The 5,242-nt window shown below is 38.3% G+C and carries 8 protein-coding genes and 1 pseudogene; all 9 read left to right on the top strand.

Features of this window, described 5'->3' with window-relative positions:
• The first annotated feature begins 184 nt into the window (after window positions 1-184).
• On the top strand, window positions 185-622 hold the full coding sequence (locus tag Q4567_RS22040; RefSeq protein WP_303472306.1) for a hypothetical protein: 438 nt from the start codon (window positions 185-187) through the stop codon (window positions 620-622).
• A 123-nt stretch (window positions 623-745) separates the two neighbouring features.
• Complete coding sequence (locus Q4567_RS22035; RefSeq protein ID WP_303502459.1) at window positions 746-1,381, top strand: hypothetical protein; 636 nt, start codon at window positions 746-748, stop codon at window positions 1,379-1,381.
• Window positions 1,382-1,505: 124 nt separating this feature from the next.
• A complete protein-coding gene (locus Q4567_RS22030; protein ID WP_303502458.1) occupies window positions 1,506-2,045 on the top strand; it encodes a hypothetical protein in 540 nt (179 codons plus the stop codon).
• A 71-nt stretch (window positions 2,046-2,116) separates the two neighbouring features.
• Complete coding sequence (locus Q4567_RS22025) at window positions 2,117-2,413, top strand: hypothetical protein (protein ID WP_303502456.1); 297 nt, start codon at window positions 2,117-2,119, stop codon at window positions 2,411-2,413.
• A gap of 132 nt (window positions 2,414-2,545) precedes the next feature.
• Window positions 2,546-2,761: a hypothetical protein gene (locus Q4567_RS22020; protein WP_303502455.1), complete on the top strand. Its 216-nt coding sequence runs from the start codon at window positions 2,546-2,548 to the stop codon at window positions 2,759-2,761.
• 131 nt (window positions 2,762-2,892) lie between these two features.
• Window positions 2,893-3,240 carry a hypothetical protein gene (locus Q4567_RS22015; RefSeq protein WP_303502454.1) on the top strand — a complete coding sequence of 116 codons (348 nt, stop codon included), beginning with the start codon at window positions 2,893-2,895 and terminating at the stop codon, window positions 3,238-3,240.
• Between the two features lie 914 nt (window positions 3,241-4,154).
• Window positions 4,155-4,496 carry a hypothetical protein gene (locus tag Q4567_RS22010; RefSeq protein WP_303502453.1) on the top strand — a complete coding sequence of 114 codons (342 nt, stop codon included), beginning with the start codon at window positions 4,155-4,157 and terminating at the stop codon, window positions 4,494-4,496.
• Window positions 4,497-4,720: 224 nt separating this feature from the next.
• Window positions 4,721-4,876 carry a hypothetical protein gene (locus tag Q4567_RS22005; RefSeq protein ID WP_303502451.1) on the top strand — a complete coding sequence of 52 codons (156 nt, stop codon included), beginning with the start codon at window positions 4,721-4,723 and terminating at the stop codon, window positions 4,874-4,876.
• Window positions 4,877-5,002: 126 nt separating this feature from the next.
• Window positions 5,003-5,242, top strand: a pseudogene (locus Q4567_RS22000) (N-acetyltransferase); the annotation flags it as partial.

Genomic DNA, 5,242 nt, shown 5'->3' with positions numbered 1-5,242 from the left:
GCTTCTCCGTTTGGTTTTGTCACCTATCAGAGTAGCCTAAAAGTTACGCTGATTGGGGAGGCTCAATGAGTATCAAGGCGTTCAAACGGACAAAAAACAGTTGGCTGTTTCACTCCGTTCACATTATAGCCAACATTTTTTTTCCGCTTAACGTGGCGTTAGGCACTTAAAGGAATTTATAAATATGAGGTTCTTATTTGTAGTATTTTTACTTGGACTCTTTGCAGGTTGCTCAACTACTCCAGTCTTAAAAACATCTGATACAGTGCAAATAATAAAGAATGCGGCTGACTCTGCTCCTGATGGAGTTCAGGGCGTTTACACTTTTACTATTCAAGCTACAGGCTCACAACGAGGTGACAATCGAATATTTCTAAACACAGAAATAGACTACAGAGACCAACGAAACATAACTATTGCGTTGTCATTTAACGCTGTTAAAGAATTAATTGCAGCAACACAGCAGTCACCCGAAGATTATTTTAAAGGTAAAACTATTCAAGTTACCGGTGAAGCTAAGAGAGTAAAAATTCACTTCACTACTATGGGAAGACGGACAGGTAAATACTATTACCAAACACATATTAAGGTAACTGATGCTTCACAAATCATGGTTGTATAGACCTGTGCCTAACAATCGCATTAAAATGGACGTCTAACAGTTGGCTGGCGCTCATTCTTCGCTAAGTTTAGCCAACTGTTTTCCGCCATTTATGCGGAGCGTTATGTTTTCTAGAGGGTGTAGATGAATTCTGACGTAAAATATGAAATTGAAAACTCTTGTGCAGGCAAGCCAATAAAATCCTCTATGCACCCTTTTTCCGCTGACTTTTTAGCTGGATGTAAAAAGTTTTCAGAATTGGCTATTACTTCTGAAAAACCCCAAGACGTAACCATTTTTAATACATCTTGTATTATTAACGCTGTAAGTTATTTAGAAGCCAAAATAAATGAAGAAATCTCAATAGCGGTAATTTGTTACGAAGAAAGTGATGCAGAAGGAAAAGCATGGCGAGCTATACAAAATCTACAGAAAAAACTTAACGTACAAGAGAAGTGGGATCTTGTTGCATTAAGAACAAATGGAGCTGAATGGAATAAAGCTGTTGAACCATTTCAATCAATCGAGCTAATAATTTCCCTAAGAAATGAATTGGTCCATTATAAAGGTGCATTCTTAGGTAAAGATGAAGCTCCTAATAAAAAGATAGCAGGCTTAATGAAACAATTGGGGGTTTCAAGTAAAGCCACATGGATAGAAGATGACTGTTCAAGTTGGGTGGCTGATTTGCTTTATTCAAAAAAACTGGCTGAATGGGTTTATCTTAATATCGCTCGGTTTAGTGAGTCTTACTATGAGCTTAGGCATCCGAAAACATAACAAACGCATTAACACTCGCTGCGCTCGCTAGGGACAAAAACACGTAGGCTCCCTGCGCTTCGCTTGGTATTGTAGCCTACGTATTTTTGCCCGTTATGCGGGGGTTATATGACAAGGAGAGTATGTGGAAACTAAAGAGGCTGTAGACTTTATTCGTGAACAAGCACGATTAAATGAAGATGATGGAAATACACATATCAGTAAAAAGGATTTAAACAAGCTTTTAGAGATTACTGAAAAATATTCATCTGACTCGCTAGTTCTGCAAGAATCTAGACATAAAGCACAATTAGAAACAGACCTTGAAGTATTTCGAGCTGTTTTTGTCTATGGACAAGCGGCTTTAAAAACAACAATATTAATTAATGGTGGTGCTGCAATTGCCGTTATGGCGTTTTTGGCGCGGTATGTCGGTGTTGAGAATCAAGTGGCTAATATGCAATTCTTCTTATCTGCATTATTAGTTTTCGGTATTGGGGTTTTATTGGGCGCAGTCACAACAGGCTTTACATACCTTACTCAATCATTCTTTGCGTACCGCAAAGATAAACTAGGTTTAAGTTTTCAAGTTCTTAGTGTAATTTTAGGTTTACTTTCATTTTTAGTTTTTGGTTTGGGTATTTGGTTTTCATATCAAGGGTTTGGGAGTGCATTTGGCATATAACAAACCAATTATTCCGACCTCAACTCGCTGCGCTCTTTTAGTCGGCATATTGGGACGTTAGGTAAAAGGAAATGGGAACCGAAATACTTGCAATCACATACTTAACAACACCATTGATATTTCTAATCAATGTAATGGTATTGTTTAAGCGAAAATTTCCTAATCCTAAAGCAATTATTCTCTTAGCTTTAAACACCATTTTTATTGGTTACTTCCTAGTTAGTGGAGTTATTGATGGTTATTTAATTCAGGCATTCTTAGTCGGTGGCTTTTTGCTTATACCATTTCAACTATTAGGGTTTTTAACCGCAGTGCTGTTTGCTGGTAAATTAGATAGGTTACTAGGTAATATTGATAATGTTACCTAACAAAACAATAAACATCATTCGCTTCGCTCATTGGGACGCAAACTCGCTGGCTCAGCTCATTCTTCGCAAGTATAGCCAACAAGCTTGCGCCCCATATGTTAAGCGTTAGAAGTAAAAGGAGAAATTTAGATAATGAATATCAACGCGACATTGTTCGGTGAATTAATAGTAGTCTTAGCTTTATTTATGGCTGTAATTTGTTACTACTTAGGTCGACGTAAAACAGAAACACCGTTTTTAGTCTCTTTAATAGGTTTTTTTACAGCAATTATTCCGCCAATTGCATTAATCTATTTAATTGTTTTGGTTTTCAAACGTGACCTATCAACGATTCAAAGTAATGGTTAAAGACTTTACTTCTAACAAACAAAAGCACCGGAAAAGTGCTCGCTGGGCTCCGCCCAAATACGCTCGCACTTTCCGTTGTTTCGGAAGTTATGTTTCTATGGTTATTTATAACAAGGAAGTATTAATCATAAATGTTTGATGGATTTTTTAATCGAAACTATATCAAGTTTCTCTTTATAGTTGGCTGGCTTATTTTGCTATGCAGCCTTTGGCTTGATTTGTATTTCACAAATAACATTGGTTTTTTTCCGCGCTCAGGAGCGATTTTATGTGTAGCAGCTTTACTAGCTGAGTTTAGGTTGGCAAAAATGGATCGCGGCTTCCTTATTAAAGATTTAAAAAGCGCACTTCAGCATGCTACATTTATTGAAACTGGTCTTTACCAAGAGACAAAATACGACAAATTAGTCAAACTTTTCGCTCATGTATCACTAGTCGCAGGTACAGTAGTTTGGGCGTATGGTGACTTACTCACCTAGAAGAGAAAAAACATAACAAACAAATGTTACTGACCCAAACTCACTGGCTGCGGCTCGTGCCTCGCCAAGTATAGCCAGTAAATTTGTGCAGTAAATTCGAACGTTATGAGGTTAAAGAGAATTAATGTTGTGGCAGTCTAAACCTGCTCTCAACTGGTTATTTTTATTGATGTTTAGCTACCGTAATTCGTTCGTTTTTAAAATGTAGTTGTTTATTATTTTTTAAGTTATTCAACGTATACATCACTCTTAATTTTGTTACTTTATTAACTTATATTGTTGTTTAAATCGTGTGGTACAGCTTGCGGCTACATTTTGTTAAATAATCGGCGTGTCATCTTTCAAAACCATTGAAATCAACATTCCGGTTGTTTTTAAAAAACAAATAGGGTGTTATTAAATGTATAAACTTTTTGGGGTTGTCATATTGTCACCTCATAACAAACAAAAGCACCGGAAAAGCACTCGCTGGGCTTCGCCCAAATACGCTCTCGCTTTCCGCTGTTTTGGAAGTTAGAAGGCGCTAGTTTAAGGTGCATAGTGGTTTTGAAATCGCGAGAAATGCCAACATCATTTCTTTTTTCTTCTAGGTGGTTTTAAACACAAAAAGTTGTTAGTCATTAAAGGTTGTTTGAACTGTTTAGTTGTTTCAGGCTATCTTTAAACAAGGAAATTACAGGGGTTATTATCTGGTGGTTGTATTAGGTAATAGTGTTATTCAACAGACAAAGGATGTTTACCGCATGTTTATTGCGCCGTCTAACAAAGCAAATCAAGTACGCTCCTTCGTCGCCGGACGCAAACTCGCTGGCTGGGGCTCATTCTTCGCCAAGTATAGCCAGCAAGCCTGCGCCGCTTATTTGAAGCGTTAGGCTTCCAATCGACAAATTCACAACCAATAAAAAGGGAAAGTTATGGGAATCACAGAACAAATCTTAGATTATCAACTCAAACACGGAGTTTTTGACAACGCGGCATTTGCAGGAGCAGAGGGGATTGCTAAGCGTGCGGTAGCCGAAGGCTTCGAAACGCTATCTATAAAACAAAAGTCGGTTCTTGAACCATACCTCTCAAATACATGTTCAGGTGTCACTGATCCCGGCGGGCACCATAATGAGTGTAAGGCTGAGTTAGAAGGTGAAGCACTATTAGATGCATATCATCGATGCGATGATACAGAGTGTTTGGTTTGCGAGAGCTGCGATAGTGATGAAGGGTATTATGCCCATCAATGGGACAGAATATCACAAGAATAAAGCCTAACAAGGCCATCATAGGGACATTGTTTACTCCGCGGCGCTTTGGGGTGGCTTCGCCACTTTACCCCAAATCACCACTCCATAAACAATGCCCCATATGGCGGCGTTAGAAGGCATGGAAGAATCTAAATTTTATGGGTGAAGGCTTAGTTGTAATTGTTCCAATATCAATAGTATCGTTAATTTTATTACTTATCTGGTGGAACAAAGGTGGGCTGTCTGTGAAAGTTAAGCTCATCAGCTTAGCGGCATCTTTATTTGTAGCGGTTATTTTGTATATGTTACTTGATAGTTTTTTTGCGCTCTTGTGGTTGGGTACTCTAGGTTTTTCGTTACCCGTATTAACGAGTTTAGGGATAAATCGTAATGCCATCTAACAAAGCAAATCAAGTACGCTCCTTCGTCGCCGGACGCAAACTCGCTGGCTGGAGCTCATTCTTCGCCAAGTATAGCCAGCAAGCCTGCGCCGCTTATTTGAAACGTTAGTGCTTTAGAGGAAGCCGATGATATTTGAGTTTCAACAAGCGACAAAATCAGATCGAGATTATCTACTAGCACTGCGCAAGTTAACTATGGTTGAGCATTTAGAAAAGTCTGGACAGTTCTTGTCTGATAAAGAGCATGAAATTAGGCTTGATGATAAATATCATTGTTCGTATTTGGTGCATTATAAAAACGCATTAGTCGGTACTCTCAAATATGAGTCAACCGAACTCGAAGTTGAGATAATGCAAATTCAATTA

The organism is Aliiglaciecola sp. 2_MG-2023 (genome assembly GCF_030548145.1).
Classification (GTDB): domain Bacteria; phylum Pseudomonadota; class Gammaproteobacteria; order Enterobacterales; family Alteromonadaceae; genus Aliiglaciecola; species Aliiglaciecola lipolytica_A.
This window is presented reverse-complemented; position numbering and strand designations above follow the sequence as displayed.

What these genes read in the sequence shown, in the direction of transcription:
- Q4567_RS22040 (WP_303472306.1), top strand. Translation starts at nt 185, where the DNA reads ATGAGGTTCTTATTTGTAGTATTTTTACTTGGACTCTTTGCAGGTTGC.
- Q4567_RS22035 (WP_303502459.1), top strand. Translation starts at nt 746, where the DNA reads ATGAATTCTGACGTAAAATATGAAATTGAAAACTCTTGTGCAGGCAAG.
- Q4567_RS22025 (WP_303502456.1), top strand. Translation starts at nt 2,117, where the DNA reads ATGGGAACCGAAATACTTGCAATCACATACTTAACAACACCATTGATA.
- Q4567_RS22020 (WP_303502455.1), top strand. Translation starts at nt 2,546, where the DNA reads ATGAATATCAACGCGACATTGTTCGGTGAATTAATAGTAGTCTTAGCT.
- Q4567_RS22015 (WP_303502454.1), top strand. Translation starts at nt 2,893, where the DNA reads ATGTTTGATGGATTTTTTAATCGAAACTATATCAAGTTTCTCTTTATA.
- Q4567_RS22010 (WP_303502453.1), top strand. Translation starts at nt 4,155, where the DNA reads ATGGGAATCACAGAACAAATCTTAGATTATCAACTCAAACACGGAGTT.